Here is a 19,308-nt window from a genome sequence, read left to right as displayed (position 1 = left end):
GCGCAATGCAACAACTGAATCCATCCGAGATCAGTGCGCTCATTAAACAGCGTATCGGCGATCTGGACACCAGCGCGACCGCTAAAAACGAAGGTACCATTGTTATGGTATCCGACGGTATTGTGCGTATTCACGGCCTTGCTGATGCAATGTACGGTGAAATGATCGAATTCGACGGCGGCTTATACGGTATGGCACTGAACCTAGAACAGGATTCAGTGGGCGTCGTTGTTTTAGGTAACTACTTAAGCCTTCAAGAAGGTCAAAAAGCGCGTTGCACAGGTCGTGTATTAGAAGTTCCGGTTGGTCCAGAACTTTTAGGCCGTGTAGTAGATGCTTTGGGTAACCCAATTGATGGTAAAGGCCCAATTGATGCAAAATTAACTGATGCTGTTGAAAAAGTAGCACCAGGCGTAATTTGGCGTCAATCAGTGGATCAACCTGTACAAACTGGTTATAAATCAGTAGATACAATGATCCCTGTAGGCCGTGGTCAGCGTGAGTTGATCATTGGTGACCGTCAAACTGGTAAAACAGCGATGGCGATCGATGCGATCATCGCTCAGAAAAACTCTGGCATTAAATGTGTATACGTAGCTATTGGTCAAAAACAATCGACTATTGCTAACGTTGTGCGCAAGCTAGAAGAAACTGGCGCTATGGCGTATACCACTGTTGTAGCAGCAGCTGCAGCCGATCCAGCAGCAATGTTGTACTTGGCTCCATACTCTGGCTGTACAATGGGTGAATACTTCCGTGACCGCGGTGAAGATGCACTAATCATTTATGATGATTTGTCGAAGCAAGCTGTTGCTTACCGTCAAATTTCATTGTTATTACGTCGTCCACCAGGTCGTGAAGCGTATCCAGGTGACGTATTCTATCTTCACTCTCGTCTTCTTGAGCGTGCTTCGCGCGTTTCTGCTGACTATGTTGAGAAATTCACGAATGGTGAAGTTAAAGGCCAAACTGGTTCATTAACTGCATTGCCAATCATTGAAACTCAAGCGGGTGACGTATCTGCATTCGTACCAACGAACGTAATTTCGATCACTGACGGTCAGATCTTCCTTGAAACATCATTATTCAACGCAGGTATTCGTCCTGCTGTGAACGCGGGTATCTCTGTGTCTCGTGTTGGTGGTTCAGCGCAGACTAAGATCATCAAAAAATTGTCTGGTGGTATCCGTACTGCTTTGGCGCAATACCGTGAATTGGCAGCGTTTGCTCAGTTCGCTTCTGACCTTGATGAAGCAACTCGTAAGCAACTTGAACATGGTCAACGTGTAACTGAATTAATGAAGCAAAAACAATATGCTCCATATTCAATTGCTGACCAAGCTGTTTCAATTTATGCATCTAACGAAGGCTATATGGCTGACGTTGAAGTGAAGAAAATCGTAGACTTTGATGCTGCGTTAATCTCTTACTTCCGTTCAGAAAATGCTGCGTTAATGCAAAACATCGATGAAACTGGTGATTACAACAAAGACATCGAAGCTGCAATCAAAGCAGGTATTGAAAGCTTTAAAGCGACTCAAACTTACTAATTTCAACTTCAGTTGGATTTAGTTTTGGTTTGGTTCACGGATCAACCTTCGAGGGCTCGAAAGGGCCTTCGAATACTAGGTTAAGCGTATGGCAAATTTAAAAGAAATTCGCGCCAAAGTAGCTAGTATCAAAAGCACGCAGAAAATTACTCGCGCGATGCAGATGGTAGCAGCTTCTAAGATGCGTCGTGCGCAAGAGCGCATGGCTCAAGGCCGTCCGTATGCCGAAAATATGCACCGTGTAATTGCTCACTTGGTTCAAGCGAATCCTGAATACAAACACCGTTATATGGTTGAACGCCCGGTTAAGCGCGTTGGCTATATCATTGTGTCTTCAGATCGTGGCCTTGCTGGTGGTTTGAACATTAACTTGTTCAAAAAAGTGGTTAAACACGTACAACAGCAACAAGAGCAGTCAATTGAAGTTCAATTTGCTTTAATTGGTCAAAAAGCGGTTTCGTTTTTTAAAAACTACGGCGGTAAAGTGCTGGGTGCTACGACAAATGTCGGTGATACACCAAGCCTTGAACAGTTATCTGGTTCTGTACAGGTGATGTTAGACGCATTTGATAAAGGCGAGTTAGATCGTATTTATCTTGTGTCAAACGGCTTTGTCAATGCCATGACTCAAAATCAAAAAATCGAACAACTTGTTCCTTTAGCAACTGCTGAAGAAAACAAGACCCTTAACCGTCAATACGGTTGGGATTATCTCTATGAGCCTGAAGCTGAAGAGCTTTTAAATGGCTTATTGGTTCGTTATATCGAGTCTGTGGTATATCAAGGCGTGATCGAAAACATCGCGTGTGAGCAGTCAGCTCGTATGGTTGCAATGAAAGCTGCAACGGACAACGCAGGTGATTTGATCAAGAGCCTACAACTTATTTATAACAAGCTGCGTCAAGCCGCGATTACTCAGGAAATTTCTGAGATCGTTGGTGGTGCCGCTGCCGTTTAACATTATTTTGAATTGAGGAGACAGCAATGAGTAGCGGTCGTATCATTCAGATCATCGGCGCGGTTATCGACGTCGAGTTTGAACGCAACAGCGTTCCTAAGATCTATGACGCTCTCCATGTTGATGGTACTGAAACTACATTAGAAGTTCAGCAGCAACTTGGTGATGGCGTAGTTCGTACTATTGCAATGGGTTCTACTGAAGGCCTTAAGCGTGGTTTGAACGTAACTAACACTGGCGCACCTATCTCTGTACCTGTAGGTACTGCATGTTTAGGCCGTATCATGGACGTTCTTGGCCGTCCTATCGATGAAGCTGGTCCTGTGGGTACTGAAGCGCGTTTGCCGATTCACCGTCAAGCGCCTTCTTATGCTGAACAAGCGGCTTCTACTGACCTTTTAGAAACTGGTATTAAAGTCATCGACTTGCTTTGCCCGTTCGCGAAAGGCGGTAAAGTTGGCCTGTTCGGTGGTGCCGGTGTTGGTAAAACTGTAAACATGATGGAGTTGATCAACAACATCGCTAAAGCTCACTCAGGTTTATCTGTGTTTGCTGGTGTTGGTGAACGTACTCGTGAAGGTAACGACTTCTATCACGAGATGAAAGACTCAAACGTTCTAGACAAAGTAGCAATGGTCTACGGTCAGATGAATGAGCCACCAGGCAACCGTTTACGCGTAGCGTTGACTGGCTTGACTATGGCTGAGTACTTCCGTGACGAGAAAGACGAAAACGGTAAAGGCCGTGACGTACTATTGTTCGTTGACAACATCTACCGTTATACACTAGCGGGTACTGAAGTATCAGCACTTCTAGGCCGTATGCCGTCTGCAGTAGGTTACCAGCCGACTCTTGCAGAAGAGATGGGTGTTCTTCAAGAACGTATTACTTCTACTAAGTCTGGTTCGATTACATCTATCCAAGCGGTATATGTACCTGCCGATGACTTAACAGATCCATCGCCTGCAACTACCTTCGCTCACTTAGACGCAACTGTAGTATTGAGCCGTGACATCGCATCTTCTGGTATTTATCCAGCGATCGATCCGCTGGACTCTACTTCACGTCAGCTAGATCCTCTAGTTGTCGGCGCTGAGCATTACGAAATTGCTCGTGCAGTTCAAAACGTTCTTCAACGTTATAAAGAACTGAAAGACATTATCGCAATTCTTGGTATGGACGAATTGGCGGAAGAAGACAAACTTACTGTATACCGTGCACGTAAGATCCAACGTTTCTTCTCTCAACCGTTCCACGTAGCTGAAGTATTTACTGGCGCGCCTGGTAAACTTGTACCGCTTAAAGAAACAATCCGTGGCTTTAAAGGTCTTCTAGCTGGTGAATACGATCACATCCCAGAACAAGCGTTCTACATGGTTGGTGGTATTGACGAAGTTATTGCTAAAGCTGAGAAACTTTAATTAGTTACCTAATTTAGGAGATTCTCATGTCAACGATGCAATGTGACGTTGTAAGTGTTAAAGAGTCTTTGTACTCAGGCACTGTAACTATGCTAATTGCTAAAGGTGCTGGCGGTGAGTTGGGTATTATGCCTGGCCATGCTCCGCTGGTAACTTTGCTCAAGCCGGGCGCAATCCGCGTTCTGCTTGAAAACGGTACAGAAGAATTAATCTATGTATCTGGTGGTGTACTAGAAGTTCAGCCGCATGTCGTTACGGTTCTTGCAGATACTGCAGTCCGTGCCGAAAACTTGGATGAAGCAGCAATTATTGAAGCACGTAAAAATGCTGAACAATTGTTAGCAAATCAAAAGAGCGACTTGGACTCTGCTGCTGCTTTGGCTGCTCTTGCAGAAACTGCTGCACAGTTGGAAACCATCCGCAAAATCAAAAACCGCGCTCAATAAAACGCAGTTTGAGATTAAAAAAACCGCCCGAAAGGGCGGTTTTTTTTATGTTTAAAGCTTATTTATTTTCGTATTTAGTCTTTTATTGGTTTTAAGTTAATATTGACCCAAGAATAATAAGATTGATATTGAGTAGAAAGATGCAAGCCAACAGTATAGAAGCAAAGTTTTTCTTTTTCTTAATCACCATTGTTTTGGGCTGCGTGTCTTCCTATTATTATCAAATGGCCGTACATATGCGCTTTAATCGGGATATTGCGGTATGTTCCAGCATACTTGGATGCTTTCTTTTTTTATTTGGCTATATTGGGTTCGGCTGGCATCTATTTAATTCCATTTTTTCCGGTATTTTGGGTGGAATTATCTTTACCCACAGAGTGACATAAGCTATCTAATCTCACTTCAATGCTTGCCGATTAGATCTAAAGTTGCATATATTTTATCCGCACCTTTTCCTAATCTAAAGCAAACCATCTGCTGAGCTATCTTTCATGAACCTCATTGCCTATGAACCGCACTTTTGGGAATTGTATCGGGATGATGATCAATATTATCTCAGCTTGGCCATTGATATGAGTTCAGTGGTGTCCTGCTGGGACTTTGCTTTATCGCAAGAAGAAATACAAGGCTATGAACACCGCGGCAGCGCCAGCATTCATGAATTGGCTAAATCCTTGGTGGCGTTGGCCTATAAAGGCGATTTTTCACAGATGGAGCACCGGGCAGTAAGACCCTACGAGCGTCAGGCCATGCAGTCGGCTTTTAAAGCTTGGCAGCAGCGGCAAACAGCCGGTTAGCCGGCAGGCCTAGCCAAGGGCAGAATCGAAAACTCGCCATTGCTGATGATTTTAACCGTAAAAATTTCATCAAAACCTTCATCAAAATGCGGGATTTCTAGTTTTTTATAGGTTGCTCGAACCCCAGTTTCAGGAATATTGGCTTTGTCTTCTCTATAGCTATTGCGCTTTAAGGTGCTGAGCAAATCCGTTTCAAAATAATAGGCCATAATCTCAAAACCGGCATCGCGGGCGCGCTGAATATAGCGTGCGCGGTCGGCTTTGCTTGGGTTGGTGTTGTCAATCACCATTTTGGTTTTAGAGGCTAAAGCCGCTTCAAAAATGATATTTTCCCGATGCCGGGTTTTCAGCATGTCTAAATTAATGCGCAAGTGGCTGTGATACAGATGCAGCAGGTAAAAACTGGATTTTCCAGAAGCCTGAACGCCGGTAAAAATAATCAGCTGCATATCCTGTACCGTATTTTAAGTCATCCGCTTCATCATACCGCATCTTTCTCGGGCTCTTCGGGATATTCTTCACGCTTGCCGCCATCATAGCTGGCAAAACGCGGCTGCGAGCGCTCAAATACCGGCGCTGGATTTGGCCAAGGCCATTCACCGAAACGAGTTGCGCGGTAGCGGCGGAATGCATCATCCAGCTCTTGTGCAGTATTCATGACAAAGGGGCCGCGCATCGCGACATCTTCACCAATCGGTTCGCCTTCCAGCCATAAAATGCGGGCCTCAGCATTGCCTGCCTGCAAGCGTATCTCTGCATCCGCTTTTAATTCTGCTAAATATCGGCGCTGAATAAGCTTCTGTTCAATTTTCAGCGTTTCACCCTGATAAAAATAGCAGAAGCGGTTGGAGCTGGCGGTGGTCGCAGGCATGCTCAGCACAGCATGCGGCGGCAGCGCAATGAGGTAAATGTTGACCCGGTTTTCAGCCGCAGCAGCCCAAGAATTGGGCGGGCGGGAAATAGCCTGAATGCCTTTAAACTGGCCGGAAATCACCCGGATATCCGCAGTCAAGCCAGCATCATCGGTTTCATAGGCATGCGGAATGCGCTCGCGCCAAAACATTTTGTAATCCGGCGGCATTTTTTTCTGTTCCGGAGCGGAGTTGAACCAAATTTGAAACAGCTCAAAAGGGTTGGGCCTATCTTCATGCAGCAGCGGAAACATTTCACAGTGCTCAACGCCGCTTCCGGTACTGAGCCATTGCACATCGCCGTCAGCATAGCGTCCGCCATTGCCCAGCGAATCAAAATGATCCACAGTGCCTTGCTCGACCAGGGTAATAGTTTCAAAGCCGGTATGCGGATGCTCTGGAAAACCTGGAACAATATCGCCATAGTACATGCTGAATTCATTGTGCGCTGCGGCGCTGTGCGGCCCCAGCTTGGCATTGCCCTCAGGAAAATGGTCAATATGATGCGCAGTAAAAAGGAAAGGATCTTTAAGATCTAAACGGAATTCGATCGGGGTCAGTGCGTAAATTGCAGGGCTCGACACAGGTGCTGCTCCTTATATTTTCATTGCTCTTATTTCTTGGCATTATGCTGTTTAATCTAAAAGCGTTTTAATACAAGGTCTACAGCTGAATTGTAAGAAGCTCGAAGTCTAGATCAAGCGCATGCGCGGGATGGGCTGCATCTTTAAAAAAGCGGCAGGCGCTTAAGAGGCCTCATTTTGCTGAGTGCTTGAGCCGCTGCTTTGAATCAGCATGCCCGCCAGTTTCACCATTTCGGATTGAATCGAAACCATCTGCTGTTCAATTTTTTTCAAATCCATTTTGCTTAAATCAACACTGCCATTCAGGAAAGGGGATGCCAGCACTTGTTCGTTGGCTGACAGAATATTTTGGCGGATGTCTGAAATTTCCTGTGTTTTGATATTCACGCTGTTCAATGCCTGATTGAAGCCTTTCAGCTGTTTGTGCAGCTGCGCCGCAGTCTGCTGCAATTTTTCATGGTCTTGCAGATCGACAGCCGTTTGCAGTTCTGTTTTGGTATGCTGCAGCTGTTCGACATAATCACCGGCTTTCAGCTGCAGGTCAGCAACATCACGGATGATATAAAACATATTGCCGCTTTTCAGCTCTGTTTTCGGCGCAGCGCGATTTGCAGCGGCCTGATCAGATTCCTGTGGCTGCTCAACCGTGGTCTGCTCCGGCTGTTCCGGATCATGCTGCGTCGCTTGGTCGCATCCCAGCAATGTCATGCCGGCTGCGAAAATACTGAATGGAAGCAGGGCGCCTTGCAGGAATTTTTTCATTGCTCTTTCAACTCTATGCATTTTATCTCTGCTTTGAATATAGGGATGAAATGTGGATACAAAAGTGATTGCTGCAAAGCAATAACAAAAATGCAGGTATTTGATTTTAATCACGAGCTGGCGGATGGCCTGAACTCAGGCATTGTGGCGATGGGCGCTTATCCAGTGCTGCTTTTGCCCTAGACGGGCCGGCTTTATTGCGCTGAAGCCTGAGGCTGGATCTTTTTGCGCTTGATGCAGAATGGGGCAGCAGCTAATGATGCTATGGCGCATGATGGGATGATGGTTTTATGGGGTGAAACCCTGCTGAAGTTGCTTGTCACTCACCTCAGCAAGGCGGTGCACGGCTGCTTATTTGGCTAATTCCGCATTGACTGCATCGACCAGGCGGGCATCATCCGCTTTGATGTCCGGCGCAAAGCGGGCAACCACTTCACCTTGCTTGTTCACCAGAAATTTTTCAAAGTTCCACAAGACTTCAGGCGCTTCATTCGGCGTCAAGCCGTAATCAATCAGATCCTGCTTCCAGGGGCCTTCACCGATGCGTTCTGGAACAGCTGCCGTCAATGTTTGATACAGCGGGTGCTTATCCTCACCCGCCACCGAAATTTTTGAAAACAGCGGGAAATCCACTTGATAATTCAGTGAGCAGAATTGCTGGATTTCTTCATCTGTGCCCGGCTCCTGCGCCAAGAAGTTATTTGCCGGAAAGCCTAAAATTTCTAAGCCTTGGCCTTTTTTGTCTTTATACAGCTGTTCCAAGCCTTCATATTGCGGGGTTAAACCGCATTTAGAGGCCACATTGACAATCAGCAGCACCTTGCCTTGGTACTGATTGAGTGTGCTTTCGCTGCCCTGAATGGTTTTTAGCGGGATATTGTAAACTGAAGCTGCCATGCCATGTCCTGATCATTTGTGTTTTTGAATAGATTGTTTTAACTGGAAAATGGCAAGGCATCAAGGGCTGCGGAAGCGGCTTTTGATGATTTTTGTACGCTGCGGCGCAATCGCCATTAAATTTTATGAAATCATGCCTTTAATGGGCTGATGGCCGTGTTTTGGGATTTCAGCTGGGCAGGCGTTTGGCCGGTATAGCGTTTAAAAAACTCAATAAAATTTGAACTGTGCTGATAGCCGAGTTCAATGCTCAGCGCCTTAATGGAGCTGCCGCGGCGCAGCTGCGTGATGGCATAGAGTATTTTTGCCCGGCTGCGCCATTCAGACAGGCTGAGCTGCAATTCGGATTGGCTGATCCGCAGCAGTTGCCGCTCGCTTAAAGCATAGGGCGCCAGCACCTGCTGCAGGCTGCTGCGGAATAAATGCGGGGCAGCCAGATCGTCTAAAATCGGCTTGAGCAGGGGATGATGGGTTTGCGGCAAATAATGATGATGTTTGGGCGCCGTGCGCAGCTGATCCAGCAAGACCTGCAGCAAATGCCGGTAGTGGCTGAGCGCTGCATGCTGCTGAGCATGCAAGGATTCTAAAATCAGCAGCCTGAAAAATGCGGAGACGCTGAGCATTTCAGGCTGCGGCGCAAATGCTGCGCACAGATCAGGGTCTAAGCGGATGGCCGCATAATGCGTGGTGTGCTGATCGACGGCAATAGAATGATGCGGCACTTGCGGCGGAATCCAGATGCCGTAGCTGGGCGGCGACCATAATGTCCGGCCCTGCACTTCATATTCCAAAATGCCGTCGAGGCTGATATTGAAATCCCCCCACAGGCAGCTGTGCGGATAGATTTCTTCATCTTTCTTGTAAAAATACTGGCTGATCTCCATACGCTGTTCAATCTGATGGATCATGTCAAAAACCTGAGCTGCGGCGGCGAATGTCCTGTTAACAATATCATTGTCTGAATTTCAATATTTCATTTATATGAGACATTGCGCAAAATAAGCAGACTGAAATTGCTGCTAAAACGTATTTATGGAACCTCATCCAATCCTCAAGCGCTGGGCTGTCCTGCTGCCGGTCATCGCGGTTTTTATCTGGTCGCTGAACATTGCGGTGACCCGCTATGTGACAGAGTTCATTTCACCGGTCAGCATCAGCTTTTACCGCTGGCTGGTGGCGTTTATCGTGCTGACGCCTTTTATGCTGCCGCAGCTGCATAAAAACCGCGCGTTGATTGCGCGGCATTGGAAGCAGCTGGCGGTGCTGGCGGCGTTTGGCATGGTGCTGTACCAAGGGCTGAGCTACAGCGCAGCGCATTATACGACGGCAACCAATATGGGCATCATCAATGCCTTCATTCCAGTCTTTACCATCTTGGTGTCGATTTTTATTTTAAAAGAATGGCCGAACCGCTTTGCTGTGGCGGGCTGCTGCATTTCATTTTTCGGTTTGATGCTGGTGATCGCCAAGGGGCAATGGGCTAATTTGCTGTCACTGGGCGGACATGCCGGTGATGCCATTATGCTGGCAGCCGTATTCTTTTATGCATTTTATGGCGTATTTTTGAAAAAATGGCAGCTGCAGATTCCGCTGTTTATCAGCGCCTATGTGCAGATCTTCTTTGCCTTGCTTTATCATGTGCCTTTTGTGCTGTATTTCGGGCTGGACGCAGTCAATGCGCAAAATGCCGCAAGCGTGCTGTATGCGGGCCTGTTCCCGTCACTGGCTGCGCCGCTGCTATGGATGCTGGCGGTTCAGTATCTGGGGCCGAATCGAACCAGTATTTTCATGAACCTGATGCCGATTGTAACCGCAGTGATTGCCTATTATTGGCTGTCGGAGCAGTGGACGGTCTATCACAGTGCCGGAACGGCGCTGGCAATTTTAGGTGTGCTGCTGGCGCAAAAGAAGATTTCCGCGCTGCCGCAGCTGAAAAAAATTTAATTTTTTGCGGTGAGATTGCTGAATAATAGCGTTTAGCAATCTTTTAAAAGCTGTAATCTATCTTTGTTTTTCTAAGAAAATGATCAAAAATAGGCATATATTTTTAATAATATACTGTTTTTTATATTAAATTAATCTCTGCACTGTTTTTATTAATAGAAAAAATCTATTTGTCTGAATATGCGCTTTGTCACATAATACCGTCACTGAAAAGAGTGCCGGCAACTGTGCTGTTTTCTCAAAGATTTTCCAGACCCTCTGGATGTGTTTTGCACATCCTTTTTTATGCTCAGCCATCCCTATATGGCTGAGCTTTTTTTTATCCAAAATTAGCGCTGGACAGCCAGCCGCTTAAGCGCGGATGACTTCACCTGTTTCTGCATCAATGATTTTGCTGGGTTCTTGGCTGAGGCCCAAATCGCCGTTTAAATAATTCAGCTCATTGGCGAAATATTGGCTGGCTTCCTGCAAAGAACGGGCCGGGGCCAGTCCAGCAGGGTTGGCGCTGGTAGAGACAATAAAGCCATTAAAGGCATGGCACAGCGCAATGCAAAGTGAATGCGCAGTGACGCGCACGGCGACTTTTGAATGCTTGCCTTTGATCCAGCTGGGAATGTGATCGCCGGCAGGCAGCAGCCATGTAGTTGCGCGTTCAGTTGGCGTGCGGCCGCTCCAAGAGGCAATCACCTGTTCACGCATTTCAGCGCTCAAGCCGGTCAGCAGGTGTTCTATCTGCGCAACATTGGCCGCCAGCAAAATCACGCCTTTTTCAATCGGGCGCTGCTTCAGCCTTAAAATTTCATGGAAGGCCTGTTCATTAAAGGGATCACAGCCCAGGCCCCAAACAGCCTCTGTCGGATATGCCAAGACTTGTCCTTTTTTCAGGCATTCAGCTGCTTCGGCAACAGAGGTGGTAATCATGGGGCTTTAACCTTATTTCAGTAAACAATAAGGCTATTGTGAACCTTATTTGCCTTAACGACAACGCAGATAGCACCCAGCCTGCTGCTGTGCAAGCCCGGCCAGCTCTAATTCCATCAACAGGCTGCTCAATGCGGCTGCATCCAATTGGGTGGATTGCGCCAGATGATCCAGAGTCTGGCCGGTCCAATCCAGCTGATCGAATACGCTTTGCAAATGATCCGGCACATTGAGCGGTTCAGGCAAAACGTCAGTTTGGGCGGATGCTGCATGCGCGGCTTGCCATTGTGCCGGTAGGATGAGATCTTCCACGGCTTGCTGAGGATGGTCAATCAAGATGGCGCCTTCACGGATCAGCTGATGGCAGCCTTGGTGAAACTCGCTGTAAATATGGCCTGGAATGGCAAAGACGGTTTTGCCCTGTTCGGCGGCAATTTTCGCGGTAATCAATGAGCCGCTTTTCAAGGTGGCTTCCGCGACAATCACGCCAAGGCTGAGGCCGCTGACAATGCGGTTGCGGCGCGGGAAATGGTGCTGCAGCGGCGGGGTATGCGGTAAAAATTCACTGATCACTGCGCCGCCATTGCTGAGAATATCCTGCCTTAAGGCTTGGTGCTGCGGCGGGTAGGTCTGATCCAGCCCAGTGCCCATCACGGCTATGGTGCGCTGATGGCTTAAAGCCGCGCGGTGGGCAGCTTCATCAATGCCTTGCGCAAGGCCGCTGTTGATGTAAAAGCCTTGTTCACTTAAATAATAGGCAAAATCATAAGCCACTTGTTTGCCATGCGGGCTGGGTTTACGGCTGCCGACGATGGCGATTTGCGCCTGCAAAAGAGCCTGCGCATTACCTTGACCAAAGAGGATCGGCGGCCGGTCGCTATACGGCAGCAGCTGCGGCGGATAGGCTGGATCACAGTCAAGCAGCACAAAATCACAGCTCTGTTCAATCTGCCGGAGGCAATGCTGAAATTTTTGCTGTTCGGTTTCACTGTAAAAATTTTGAAAGCGCTGCAGATGATTTTTATGGATGCCCAGCTTTTGCCATGTTGCATATTCACTGGCTGCAAATGCGTGCAGCAGCTTGGGATAATGCTGCCGGATTTTAAAGAAACTGGTCAGTGAGTGCTGTACCAAAAACCAGAGGCGGATGTAATCCTGCTGCAGAGCGCTGAATGAAGGAAGCATAATGAGACCTTTAAATCTGTCTTCTTTTTTTAGGATGTAAAAATAAAATGAGGCTGAATCTCAGCCTCATTTCGATCTTTTAATGCAAGGATTATTCATCCATCATCGGCGGCTGAATGCTTGCGCCGACTTTAATCGGTAAATCACTGTCTAGGACATAAGCATAGCTTAAGTTATCAAATGTTTTGAACACCATGATATTGCCAACATGCTGTCCTGGAAGCTGCACGCGTTCATTGGTTTTAGGATCTTTAACGATCTGGCCCTGCTGATTCACGCTGAATACATGGCCGGACTGCACGCCTTGCAATGCGCCGCGGTCAATGGTCACAATGCTGTTCACGGCAGCCATGCCGATTGAGCCTTGAACACGGACAATGCTGCCGCCGGCAGTGACGCTTTCTGCATTGGTTGGATAGAATAAGGTTGGCAGCATGGCGTCGTATTCAGGCAGAACACGGTCACCGCGGCGGACTTCTTCATTGTAAGTGTCGGTCAGTTCCAGAGTGGTAATGTCCTTTTCACCTTGGACAGCGATGCCGGAAGCCACTTGAATGAGCTCTAATCCAGCTTTGTATTTTTTGCCTTTGGCATCGGTTAGCGTATAGGGTTCGCCTTCACGGTAGACGGCATAGCGTTGCCCGATAGATAGGCCGTTGCCGCGCGCATACACGGTTTGCCCTTGGGCCGCTAAAACGCGCTCATCCGCTGCGCCTACAATATACGGCGTATGTTCCAGCGCATCTGGAGACATGACCGTGCTGCGCTCCAGCCATTTCTCAATATAAGATAATGGAATGACAGGAATGGCATTGTTTAATGATTCGACACGCACTTGAGGCTGCATTTTGGTGCCGCCGGCATAGCGGCGGATGATGCCTTCACAGCCGTCACCTTCATCTTTGCCGATAATCGGCTTGCCGTTATAGGTGCACATTAATAAACGGTCGCCCGGGAAAATCCAGTGCGGGTTTTTCACATGCTTGTTGCTGGCCCAGATTTCAGGCCAGCGCACAGGGTTTTTGAGGAATCTTTTGGAGATATCCCACAGCGTATCGCCCTTTTTCACCACATAGACTTGCGGCGCGCCAGCTTTCAGCGCGGGCGGGTTGACGTTTCTGGCAGGCGCTGCTTCTGCAACGCTGACCATGCCGGCCCCAACGCTTACGCAGACCGCAAGCGCCAATAATTGTTTTTTAAACCCCAAGGCACTAAAAGTTGGCATGCCCTTCAAAACCTTTTTCATTATCATAATTCCTAAAATTATGTATGCAGTTGCGTTATACTAACGATATTACACACAATTTTTTGATGAAGCATTCCTTCATTTTGTTTTTTGATCAATGGCATAAGTGAGGACGTCGTATGGCCTTATTACCTATTTTAAGTTTCCCAGATCCCCGTCTTCGTACCATTGCAAAACCAGTCGAAGAAGTTACTGATGAAATTCGTCAGTTAGTAGCCGACATGTTCGAAACCATGTATGAGGCGCCAGGCATTGGCTTGGCCGCGACACAAGTGGATAAGCATATACAGCTGATTGTCATGGATTTATCTGAGAATAAAGATCAGCCCATGGTGTTTATTAACCCCAAAATTACGCCATTGACGCAAGAGACGCAGCCGTATGAAGAGGGCTGCCTGTCAGTGCCTCAAATATACGATAAAGTTTCCCGTCCGTCACGCGTAAAAATTGAAGCGGTGAGTCTAGATGGCGGGTCTTTTGAGCTCGAAGCTGACGGACTTCTCGCTGTTTGCATTCAGCATGAAATGGATCACTTAAATGGCAAACTGTTTGTCGATTATCTGTCGCCTTTAAAGCGTCAGCGCGCGCGTGAAAAAGTTGAAAAAACGGTGCGCCAGCGTCAAAAAGACAAAGTGGCGGTCAAACGCGGCTGATTGCCTTTTTTTAAAAGATCATCCTGAAGACTGAGCCCAATTTCGATTGGGTTTTGTTATACTGGGCGCCGACAAATTTTAGGGTTTGCCTGTGCTTCTGCGTAGTAGTGGCCTGCTGCTGTCTTTTGCAGCGGTATTTTTACAGATTGCTGTGTTCCTGCAGCCTTTGCTTCCGAAGCAGTATCAAATTGCTCCGGTCTGTGAAACCATTACGCGTGCGCTTTTATTAGACCGCACTCCAAATCCTGCTGCAGCGCCGCAGCATTCCGCTTCACAGCACGCTTCGCATTTTGCTGAACAGCAGCTGCATCTCAGTGATTCAACAGCGCATCATCATGATGCCGATCATCATTGCCAATACTGCACGGTGTACGGCAATCTGGTGCTGCCGCCTGAATTGGACATTAAAGAAGTGCTGGACCGCATTCAAATCCGCCTGGTGGCCTTCCAGCAGGCATTCGCGCATGTCTGGTTTGCGCTGCAGCGCCTGTTTTTGCTGCCGCAGGGCAGGGCGCCGCCGCTTTTTGCATAAATCAACGTTTTAAAAATTAAAGGGTCTTGGTTGACTCCAGCCCAGTTGCATTTATGTTTTAAGTGAGATTTAAAAATGGCTCAGCCTGCATTTTATTTACAGCCTTTAGCGGCTGCGATTGCTGTCGCGTGTTCATCTGCTGCATGGGCAGCCCTGCCTGAAAAGCCAACGGCGGATCAGCCGGTTCACACACTGGCGCCTATTGTGGTGACGGCCCAGCAGGGCAGCGACGCCAGTGGATTAATGGTCATTGCCGATCCTAAACAGCCGATTCAGCCTGTGCCGGCTACAGATGGCGCGGATTATCTGCAAAGCATCATGGGTTTCAGCGCCATCAAGAATGGCGGCACCAACAGTGATGTGACTTTCCGCGGCATGTTCGGTTCACGCATTAAAGTGCTGACAGACGGCACAGAAAACTTAGGCGCCTGCCCCAACCGGATGGATGCGCCGACCTCTTATATTTCTCCTGAAAGCTATGACCGCATTTCGGTGATTAAAGGCCCGCAAACGGTGCAGTATGCCAATACCGGTTCGGCTGCGACGGTGATTTTTGAGCGCACGCCTGAGCAATTTTCTGCAGATGAGCATTACCGCGGCCAAGCCAGCGTGCTTATGGGGTCTTATGGCCGCTTGGATCATAATGTGGAAGCGGCGGCCGGAGATGAGAAAAAGTATATCCGCCTGAATGCGAACCGTTCGGTATCCGATAGTTATCAAGATGGCAATGGCGTCACGGTGCCGTCAGATTGGGAACGCTGGAATGCAGATGTCGCTTTAGGCTGGACGCCGGATGAAAACACATGGCTGGAACTGACCGGCGGCAAAGCTGATGGTGAAGCGGTGTATGCAGGCCGCTCGATGGACGGTACGCAATTTGCCCGTGAAAGTCTTGGCTTGCGTTTTGAAAAGAAAAACCTGACGGATGTGATTCAGAAAATTGAAGCGCAAGTGAACTATAGCTTTAATGATCATGTCATGGATAACTTCAGCCTGCGCAAGTTTAATCCGGCGGGCGGCATGTCCATGCCGATGGCATCTAACGTTGCGCGTAAAACGTTAAATGCGCGCATGGCTGTTACGAGTGAATGGGATAAGCTGCAGCTGATTACTGGTTTTGACAGTCAAAACAATGAACATAGCAAGCGCAGCGGCAGCTTGATGTCGCCTTATCAGAATCAGGCCCGTGTAAAAGATATGAAATTCCAGTCGTATGGCGGGTTTGGCGAATTAAGCTATCAGCTCAGTGAGGACAATAAGCTGGTTTCAGGCGTGCGCTTGGATCAGGTGAAAGTGACTGACGAACGGGCTCAATCAGCGGTGGATGGATTCAATACGGAATTGAACGAAACTTTGCCAAGTGCGTTTATCCGTTTTGAAAATCAGCATCCTGGGCATGATGAGGGCAAAACCTATATCGGTTTAGGCTATACAGAGCGGATGCCGGATTATTGGGAATTATTCAGCCCAAAATCAGGAAATGGTAATAAAAATACATTCAATCATATTGATACTGAAAAAACGCTTCAGTTAGATATGGGCTATCAACATCAACATGGTACCTTGAGTTCTTGGGTGTCAGCTTATGCTGGTTTGGTGAATGATTATATTTTAACGAGTTATAAGCCTGGAACCGGAATGATGGGGGGGATGGAAGCACATAGTCGCAATGTCGACGCAACCATTGCAGGTGCAGAAGCGGGCGTGGGCTACCAATTTACAGATGCGATTCAAGCCGATGTGAGTGCCATGTATGCGTGGGGTGAAAACACCACGGATAATACGCCATTGCCGCAAATTTCACCTTTGGAAGCACGGGTGAATCTACGCTATGTACAGGAAAAATATACGCTTGGCGCATTGTGGCGTGTGGTGAATGGACAGAACCGCATCAGCAAAGATCAAGGCAATATTGTGGGCTATGATATGGATAAAAGCGCGGGCTTCGGCACCTTGTCTTTAAATGGCACCTATCATTTGCGTGATGGTGTAGATTTATCTGCAGGTATCGATAATGCATTGGATAAAACCTATACCGAGCATTTGAATAAAGCAGGCAGTTCCGGTTTTGGTTTTGCAGCAGATGAGCAGTTCAATAATATCGGCCGCAATTATTGGGCACGGATTTCCATGAAATTCTAAATCTGCCAATGGCATTTATGAAATCTAAGCATTAAAAAAAAGCAGAGCAATGGCTCTGCTTTTTTGTTCAAGTCGCTAAATATTTAAAATTATTGATGCATGCTGGCCAGCTGTTTGGCTTTGGACTGATAAAGCGCTAAACCGAGTTTTTGTATTTTTCGGCCTTGCTGGGTCAATTTTTGCTGCAGAGCTGGCAAGCGCTTTGCACTGCCATACAGCACCGCATTGCGCGCAATCAAATAATAGGCGAACCACGATGCGGTTTGCGGCTTTAATCCTAAAAATTGCATACGCTTTTTGCCAATAAAAAACTGAGTAATTTCTAAATGCTGCCGATACGCTAATTTTTGCTGCAAGGGGCGCAGATAGCGGTACTGACGCTCAAACGGCTCTTGAGATAAACTGGCGCCGAGCGCCGCGCTGCTGCCATCCGGCTGCGGATGCGCAAATTGCATCCAATATAGATAGCGCCAGCCTTCAGATTCTTTACTAATTAACCATTGTTCATCAATACCCATCAGCCAGCCGATATAGCGCCAAAAATGCAAAAAATCTTCCGTTTCCGTATGTGATGGAAAAATGCCTAAGGCCCGAATGCCAATCAGCACTACGCTGCTGAATGCGAGATTGGTCATCGCCAAATCAAATTGATTTAGCGGCAGCCCCCACATCTGTGCATCCCATTGCTGGTTTTTCTGAAGGTGATACCGCACCAACGCATGAATAAAGCGCACATAAAGGGTTGAGGTAAAACCGCTGCTGCAGCGCTCTAAACCATTGGGTTCGGTAATATCCATCCACCATTTTGTGGTTTCCGCCAAGCGGGTGCCCGCCTGTTTGTTTAAAGCGCCAGTCATCATTAAAGGCTGATTGAAGCCTGGGAAGAGATAGCCGGCCATGAGCGATAGGTCTCTCAATACCAAACCATTGTTGATGCCCAGCTGATGGGTGAACTGTACTGCCTTGGCTAAGCGGCCTTCTTCCAGCCAATCCGGTGTGTGCTGTACCTGCTGAAAAAAATCGGTCAGTACGGGAATCTGTTCATTAAGATAGTCCAGCCCTTGATACAGTGCAGTTTCAAACATCGGCCGGCGGCTTTTAGGATCTTGCATCACCCATTCAGCGACGGCATCCATAGCGGTGTCACCGGAGTTCAACGCCGTATTCAGCCGCAGGTATTCTGCATAAGAGGGCGCTAAAGGCTGTGCTGTTAAATGATTCAGCACTTGGCTGAACAGCGTGCTTTGCTGCATGCGCTGAAATGAGGCAAGACGTTTGGGAGCATGTGGAATCATTGCAAGTGGCCTGCAGCTGTTGTTTAATTGAACAATAATATGAATATTTATTCGCATTCAATTCGCGTTTAAAACCCGCGCACTGCAATGCAATATCGCCAGCGCGAAGACGCGTGCAGGATAAGCATGAGAAAAAAACCGCAGCAGCAAAGAGCGATAAAAATTGTAGGGCATGTGCTGCTGGCCGCGCAGCAATGCATCGCGCAGGACGGATTGGCGCATTTAACGACGCCCAAAATTGCAGAACGCTCCGGCGTCAGTGTTGGGTCGATTTATCAATACTTTGAAAATAAAGAACAGATTGTTGAGGAATTGCTCCTGCAGAAGTCCGAGCAGCTTGGCCTATTGCTCAAGCAAATCGTGCTTGAAGGGGAGCATCAGGATATTCATGCCATTATTCCGCTGACCATTCAATTCGGTTTTGACATGCTGAAGGCCGATCAAGGTTTTTTAATTGAAATCTTGAAGCATTGGCACACCTATGCGCATTCGGATGCCTCTCAGGTTTTGGAAAAGCATTTTTTTGAAGTCGGGATGTATCTGTTTAACCGCTATTACCGGCATTGGGACTTCGAAACCTTAAAGAATCGGTCCTTTGTGATTATCAACAGTACGCTTTTCACCATGATGCGGTACGTCAGCAACAATAGCTTTCTTATTACAGAACAGCAGCTTAAAAGTGAATTATCAATGATGATTCTGGCTTATTTAGAGGTGAAAGCTATTGATGAAAATTAATTTAAAATAAATTATTAATATAAAACAATTGGTTAGTTGTTTTTGAGTTGAAAATTTAATCATGCAAATAAATAAGTTCGGAAAAGGTGTTGCGTTGGTTTGGAAATGCTGTAGAATGCACATCCATCGGCGGTAATGAAGATTAAAACTTCTGATAAAACAAGGGCTTGATTGAGTTTGGTTTTAGAAAGAAAGTTTGAAAATAATCTGAAATTACTGGTTGACTTTCTGAAAAGAAAGCGTAATATAGCCGACCTAGCTTGCTGATGACGAGTCAGCAAGAAGATCATTAAGAGATTATGAAGAACAACTTGTGTGGATTTTTA

The 19,308-nt window shown here is 47.2% G+C and carries 19 protein-coding genes; 10 read left to right on the top strand and 9 right to left on the bottom strand.

Annotated elements, in window-relative coordinates; genetic code table 11:
• The first annotated feature begins 5 nt into the window (after positions 1 to 5).
• The 5 genes from atpA to ACE3T3_RS15170 all read left to right on the top strand — a co-directional run bounded on the left by atpA (position 6) and on the right by ACE3T3_RS15170 (position 5,172).
• Positions 6 to 1,550, top strand: coding sequence for a F0F1 ATP synthase subunit alpha (gene atpA, locus ACE3T3_RS15190; protein ID WP_004684423.1), 1,545 nt, complete (start codon positions 6 to 8; stop codon positions 1,548 to 1,550).
• Positions 1,551 to 1,638: 88 nt separating this feature from the next.
• Positions 1,639 to 2,508 carry a F0F1 ATP synthase subunit gamma gene (atpG, locus tag ACE3T3_RS15185; protein ID WP_005401891.1) on the top strand — a complete coding sequence of 290 codons (870 nt, stop codon included), beginning with the start codon at positions 1,639 to 1,641 and terminating at the stop codon, positions 2,506 to 2,508.
• A 26-nt stretch (positions 2,509 to 2,534) separates the two neighbouring features.
• Positions 2,535 to 3,929 carry a F0F1 ATP synthase subunit beta gene (atpD, locus tag ACE3T3_RS15180; protein ID WP_374668402.1) on the top strand — a complete coding sequence of 465 codons (1,395 nt, stop codon included), beginning with the start codon at positions 2,535 to 2,537 and terminating at the stop codon, positions 3,927 to 3,929.
• A 26-nt stretch (positions 3,930 to 3,955) separates the two neighbouring features.
• Complete coding sequence (locus ACE3T3_RS15175) at positions 3,956 to 4,375, top strand: F0F1 ATP synthase subunit epsilon (RefSeq protein ID WP_086176470.1); 420 nt, start codon at positions 3,956 to 3,958, stop codon at positions 4,373 to 4,375.
• Positions 4,376 to 4,866: 491 nt separating this feature from the next.
• A complete protein-coding gene (locus ACE3T3_RS15170; RefSeq protein WP_374668400.1) occupies positions 4,867 to 5,172 on the top strand; it encodes a hypothetical protein in 306 nt (101 codons plus the stop codon).
• On the opposite strand, the gene ACE3T3_RS15165 is transcribed toward ACE3T3_RS15170, so the two are convergent.
• The 5 genes from ACE3T3_RS15165 to ACE3T3_RS15145 all read right to left on the bottom strand — a co-directional run bounded on the left by ACE3T3_RS15165 (position 5,169) and on the right by ACE3T3_RS15145 (position 9,234).
• Positions 5,169 to 5,621, bottom strand: a complete 453-nt coding sequence (locus ACE3T3_RS15165) for an AAA family ATPase (RefSeq protein ID WP_374668398.1) — start codon at positions 5,619 to 5,621, stop codon at positions 5,169 to 5,171. The genes ACE3T3_RS15170 and ACE3T3_RS15165 overlap by 4 nt on opposite strands.
• 32 nt (positions 5,622 to 5,653) lie before the next feature.
• On the bottom strand, positions 5,654 to 6,667 hold the full coding sequence (locus tag ACE3T3_RS15160; RefSeq protein WP_374668396.1) for a pirin family protein: 1,014 nt from the start codon (positions 6,665 to 6,667) through the stop codon (positions 5,654 to 5,656).
• 162 nt (positions 6,668 to 6,829) lie between these two features.
• A complete protein-coding gene (locus ACE3T3_RS15155; protein WP_374668394.1) occupies positions 6,830 to 7,429 on the bottom strand; it encodes a hypothetical protein in 600 nt (199 codons plus the stop codon).
• A gap of 351 nt (positions 7,430 to 7,780) precedes the next feature.
• Complete coding sequence (locus ACE3T3_RS15150) at positions 7,781 to 8,326, bottom strand: glutathione peroxidase (RefSeq protein WP_374668392.1); 546 nt, start codon at positions 8,324 to 8,326, stop codon at positions 7,781 to 7,783.
• A gap of 131 nt (positions 8,327 to 8,457) precedes the next feature.
• Positions 8,458 to 9,234 (bottom strand): helix-turn-helix transcriptional regulator, encoded by a 777-nt coding sequence (locus ACE3T3_RS15145; protein WP_374668390.1) that lies wholly within the window; start codon positions 9,232 to 9,234, stop codon positions 8,458 to 8,460.
• Between the two features lie 124 nt (positions 9,235 to 9,358).
• Here ACE3T3_RS15145 and ACE3T3_RS15140 point away from each other — a divergent pair, with 124 nt between their 5' ends.
• On the top strand, positions 9,359 to 10,270 hold the full coding sequence (locus ACE3T3_RS15140) for a DMT family transporter (protein ID WP_374668388.1): 912 nt from the start codon (positions 9,359 to 9,361) through the stop codon (positions 10,268 to 10,270).
• 351 nt (positions 10,271 to 10,621) lie between these two features.
• Here ACE3T3_RS15140 and ACE3T3_RS15135 read toward each other — a convergent pair whose 3' ends face one another.
• From ACE3T3_RS15135 to ACE3T3_RS15125, 3 genes are all read right to left on the bottom strand, one after another.
• A complete protein-coding gene (locus tag ACE3T3_RS15135; protein WP_374668386.1) occupies positions 10,622 to 11,191 on the bottom strand; it encodes an L-threonylcarbamoyladenylate synthase in 570 nt (189 codons plus the stop codon).
• Between the two features lie 54 nt (positions 11,192 to 11,245).
• The gene (dprA, locus tag ACE3T3_RS15130) at positions 11,246 to 12,376 is read right to left on the bottom strand and encodes a DNA-processing protein DprA (protein WP_374668384.1); all 1,131 of its coding nucleotides are present in this window, start codon (positions 12,374 to 12,376) and stop codon (positions 11,246 to 11,248) included.
• Between the two features lie 91 nt (positions 12,377 to 12,467).
• Positions 12,468 to 13,622 (bottom strand): LysM peptidoglycan-binding domain-containing protein, encoded by a 1,155-nt coding sequence (locus tag ACE3T3_RS15125; protein ID WP_374668382.1) that lies wholly within the window; start codon positions 13,620 to 13,622, stop codon positions 12,468 to 12,470.
• Between the two features lie 119 nt (positions 13,623 to 13,741).
• Between ACE3T3_RS15125 and def the strand changes: the two genes are divergently transcribed.
• The 3 genes from def (at position 13,742) to ACE3T3_RS15110 (ending at position 16,949) form a co-directional block, all read left to right on the top strand.
• The gene (def, locus tag ACE3T3_RS15120) at positions 13,742 to 14,275 is read left to right on the top strand and encodes a peptide deformylase (protein ID WP_374668380.1); all 534 of its coding nucleotides are present in this window, start codon (positions 13,742 to 13,744) and stop codon (positions 14,273 to 14,275) included.
• 97 nt (positions 14,276 to 14,372) lie between these two features.
• Complete coding sequence (locus tag ACE3T3_RS15115; RefSeq protein ID WP_374668404.1) at positions 14,373 to 14,807, top strand: DUF2946 family protein; 435 nt, start codon at positions 14,373 to 14,375, stop codon at positions 14,805 to 14,807.
• A 75-nt stretch (positions 14,808 to 14,882) separates the two neighbouring features.
• Positions 14,883 to 16,949 (top strand): TonB-dependent copper receptor, encoded by a 2,067-nt coding sequence (locus ACE3T3_RS15110; protein WP_374668378.1) that lies wholly within the window; start codon positions 14,883 to 14,885, stop codon positions 16,947 to 16,949.
• An 89-nt stretch (positions 16,950 to 17,038) separates the two neighbouring features.
• Here the strand turns inward: ACE3T3_RS15110 and ACE3T3_RS15105 are convergent, their stop codons facing one another.
• On the bottom strand, positions 17,039 to 18,244 hold the full coding sequence (locus ACE3T3_RS15105; RefSeq protein ID WP_374668376.1) for an oxygenase MpaB family protein: 1,206 nt from the start codon (positions 18,242 to 18,244) through the stop codon (positions 17,039 to 17,041).
• A 126-nt stretch (positions 18,245 to 18,370) separates the two neighbouring features.
• On the opposite strand from ACE3T3_RS15105, the gene ACE3T3_RS15100 reads away from it, so the two are divergent.
• Complete coding sequence (locus ACE3T3_RS15100) at positions 18,371 to 18,982, top strand: TetR/AcrR family transcriptional regulator (protein WP_374668374.1); 612 nt, start codon at positions 18,371 to 18,373, stop codon at positions 18,980 to 18,982.
• Positions 18,983 to 19,308 lie beyond the last annotated feature (326 nt).

Source organism: Acinetobacter sp. (assembly GCF_041919735.1).
Classification (GTDB): Bacteria; Pseudomonadota; Gammaproteobacteria; order Pseudomonadales; family Moraxellaceae; genus Acinetobacter.
The sequence above is the reverse complement of the archived record's forward strand: the minus strand, read 5'-3'. Positions and strand labels throughout refer to the sequence as shown.

Bases quoted from the DNA above. Each gene is read 5' to 3' on its own strand.
- ACE3T3_RS15145 (WP_374668390.1), bottom strand. From the start codon at position 9,234: ATGATCCATCAGATTGAACAGCGTATGGAGATCAGCCAGTATTTTTAC.
- ACE3T3_RS15135 (WP_374668386.1), bottom strand. From the start codon at position 11,191: ATGATTACCACCTCTGTTGCCGAAGCAGCTGAATGCCTGAAAAAAGGA.
- ACE3T3_RS15170 (WP_374668400.1), top strand. From the start codon at position 4,867: ATGAACCTCATTGCCTATGAACCGCACTTTTGGGAATTGTATCGGGAT.
- ACE3T3_RS15110 (WP_374668378.1), top strand. From the start codon at position 14,883: ATGGCTCAGCCTGCATTTTATTTACAGCCTTTAGCGGCTGCGATTGCT.
- ACE3T3_RS15175 (WP_086176470.1), top strand. From the start codon at position 3,956: ATGTCAACGATGCAATGTGACGTTGTAAGTGTTAAAGAGTCTTTGTAC.
- ACE3T3_RS15150 (WP_374668392.1), bottom strand. From the start codon at position 8,326: ATGGCAGCTTCAGTTTACAATATCCCGCTAAAAACCATTCAGGGCAGC.
- def (WP_374668380.1), top strand. From the start codon at position 13,742: ATGGCCTTATTACCTATTTTAAGTTTCCCAGATCCCCGTCTTCGTACC.
- ACE3T3_RS15100 (WP_374668374.1), top strand. From the start codon at position 18,371: ATGAGAAAAAAACCGCAGCAGCAAAGAGCGATAAAAATTGTAGGGCAT.
- ACE3T3_RS15140 (WP_374668388.1), top strand. From the start codon at position 9,359: ATGGAACCTCATCCAATCCTCAAGCGCTGGGCTGTCCTGCTGCCGGTC.
- ACE3T3_RS15105 (WP_374668376.1), bottom strand. From the start codon at position 18,244: ATGATTCCACATGCTCCCAAACGTCTTGCCTCATTTCAGCGCATGCAG.
- atpG (WP_005401891.1), top strand. From the start codon at position 1,639: ATGGCAAATTTAAAAGAAATTCGCGCCAAAGTAGCTAGTATCAAAAGC.
- ACE3T3_RS15165 (WP_374668398.1), bottom strand. From the start codon at position 5,621: ATGCAGCTGATTATTTTTACCGGCGTTCAGGCTTCTGGAAAATCCAGT.
- ACE3T3_RS15125 (WP_374668382.1), bottom strand. From the start codon at position 13,622: ATGAAAAAGGTTTTGAAGGGCATGCCAACTTTTAGTGCCTTGGGGTTT.
- dprA (WP_374668384.1), bottom strand. From the start codon at position 12,376: ATGCTTCCTTCATTCAGCGCTCTGCAGCAGGATTACATCCGCCTCTGG.
- atpD (WP_374668402.1), top strand. From the start codon at position 2,535: ATGAGTAGCGGTCGTATCATTCAGATCATCGGCGCGGTTATCGACGTC.
- ACE3T3_RS15155 (WP_374668394.1), bottom strand. From the start codon at position 7,429: ATGAAAAAATTCCTGCAAGGCGCCCTGCTTCCATTCAGTATTTTCGCA.
- atpA (WP_004684423.1), top strand. From the start codon at position 6: ATGCAACAACTGAATCCATCCGAGATCAGTGCGCTCATTAAACAGCGT.